The sequence below is a fragment of the Vibrio ordalii ATCC 33509 genome (genome assembly GCA_000257205.1).
Lineage (GTDB): Bacteria > Pseudomonadota > Gammaproteobacteria > Enterobacterales > Vibrionaceae > Vibrio > Vibrio ordalii.
The window spans coordinates 1-2325 of the sequence record AEZC01000045.1 but is presented as its reverse complement, the minus strand read 5'-3'; the positions used below and the strand labels follow the sequence as shown (position 1 = coordinate 2325).

Below are 2325 nucleotides of genomic sequence, written 5' to 3'. Positions count from 1 at the left end.
CGTTATTTAAAGCACTAGAAACCCGTTTTGACACCGCTCAACTACAGCAGCTCACTTCATTAATCTTAACATTACAAAATTCGATTCAAAGTCTTACATCAAATATAAAACGTTATGATGAGGGATTGAATGCTTGGGCTCGCCAAGTGGAAGATGCTCATAACACATTGCAACAAACTATTGCACAGATCCAGCAAGAAGAAGTTTCCATCCAAGCAGAAATTATCGCCACCAACGCCCAAATTGATCTAATGAAACAGCAGATAGCAGCATTTAAAACCGCTATTGCGAACGCTCAATCGCAGCGTAAGAAAGGGATATTTGAAACGATTTTTGGCGTGGTGCTTGCTCCGTTTACACTGGGAGGTTCTTTGATATTGGCAGGGTTTGGTGTTAGCTCTATTGTAGAAGCACAAAGTGAAATATCTAGCCTGCAAAGCGATATCCAATCATCTTTAAATACCATCAACCACGATCAACAAACGCTCTCTCAAGATCAACAACAAATCGCGTCTCTCAATGCCCTATTGCTAAGTGTCGATCAAGTTAACAACGATTGTGCGGCGATCAGCCGATCATTAGATACACTACAAACCACGGTGCTCAGTTTATACAATGAAACCAACAACGTCGTTTCTAACCTTACCAAAGCACAAGATTCACAAGCGGTCATTCTGGAGCAAGTTTGGTACCAATCAGCTTACAATGAGTGGCAAGATATTCTGGAGGTAGCATCAACGCTCAATAATGCACAACCTCAAATAACAAAAGCTCAAATCAAGTAATTGATTTGGCTCCAGTGACGGAGCCAATGGCTGATTTAATTGAGCAAGTTATAAAGCAATGCCGATACCGCCAATAACCCTATCGCCATGACAAAGGGTGTACTCATCTGCTGTTGATACTTCGCCAGCGATGGCACTTTGAATACAGCAATCATAGGCATAATAAACAGAATCATAGCGATCACTGGGCCTGAAAACGCTTCCATCATTCCCAGAATGCTAGGGTTGAGTATCGCGACAATCCAAATCGTGACAAACAAAATCGCAATGGTGAGTCGCCCAGCAAGACGCAATGACAGGCCAAAGTTTTTACACAACAGCCCAGTCAGGCTTTCTCGCGCACCAAGGAAATGCCCTAAAAAGGAAGAGGTAATGGCAATAAACGCCACTAAAGGGCCTAGAGTGGCGATAAAGGGATTATCTGTAACATTGGCAAGGTAAGTCAGCACTGAAATATTTTGCACTTTTGCTTCTTGCAATGCCTCTGGTGATAAAGCCAATACGCAAGAGAACACGAACAGCAAGACAAACAGAATTAATACAAAACTGGTGTAACGCAGAATCTGCTCTGATTTTTTATCCGCTAGCGCGCCATAATGACGACGTTGAACATTAGCAAAACTTGAGATCGCCGCTGCGTGGCTAAAAGAAAACACCACGACAGGAATGGCTAACCACACTGTGTGTAAGAAATCACTCGTTTGCGGCAAGACTAATGACGGCACTGACCAATACGGGATCAAATAGAGCGAGAGAAATAATAAAATAGCCGCCAATGGATAAACCATAACAGCAAAAGCGCGCAACATGATCTTCTCACCACCCAGCATAATGGCAATTAACGCAAAGACTAAGCCACCAGAAAGTAGTACCCGAGGGGGAGCGACCATCTGCGCTTGATTAACCAAAAAGCTATCAACCGTGTTAGTTAGACCGACACCGTAAATCAGTAAGATTGGGAAAATAGAGAGGAAATACAGCAAAGAGATCAAGCGACCAGCCCTTTGGCCAAAGTGTTCTTCAACAACGTCGGTAAAATCGGCATTAGGACGGCGCGATGAAAGAACAAAACGCGCAAGACCACGATGAGAGAGATAAGTCATCGGAAAAGCGAGTAAGACCATTAACACTAATGGCCAGAAACCACCTAACCCAATGTTGATTGGTAAAAATAGAATACCAGCCCCAACGGCCGTACCAAATAAACTGAGTAGCCAATAGGTATCGTGTTTAGTCCAATTAGAAATCTGAACATGACTAAAATGAGCCATTTCCTTAGTGTCTTTCACTGATTTTTCACTTATATAAAAATAATAATGTCGCGAATCCTACTCCTATTAACCATTATGATCATTTTGAGACCTTGGTCATAATCACTATAATCAAAGGATTTAGCTTGGATTGAAAACCATGAGAACACCAAATTAACAGCATATTAAACTGGTTTTATGTAACTTTATTGAAACTAAAAACCAAATTTTAAGATTTTTCAGTAAATGTAATTAGTTGACGATTTATCGTATGCGCCCCATGATCCCAC

2 protein-coding genes are annotated in these 2325 nt (G+C 41.6%); one reads left to right on the top strand and one right to left on the bottom strand.

The genetic code is table 11. The annotated features are described in order from the left end of the window. On the top strand, window positions 1–785 hold a 785-nt coding region (locus tag VOR_RS16660; RefSeq protein ID WP_010318244.1), incomplete at its 5' end, for an alpha-pore-forming cytotoxin MakA. 35 nt (window positions 786–820) lie between these two features. Here VOR_RS16660 and VOR_RS0102950 read toward each other — a convergent pair. Beyond that, window positions 821–2056: an aromatic amino acid transport family protein gene (locus tag VOR_RS0102950; protein WP_010318243.1), complete on the bottom strand. Its 1236-nt coding sequence runs from the start codon at window positions 2054–2056 to the stop codon at window positions 821–823. Window positions 2057–2325 lie beyond the last annotated feature (269 nt).

Coding starts and splice junctions, on each gene's coding strand:
- VOR_RS0102950 (WP_010318243.1), bottom strand. CDS start 2,056: ATGGCTCATTTTAGTCATGTTCAGATTTCTAATTGGACTAAACACGAT.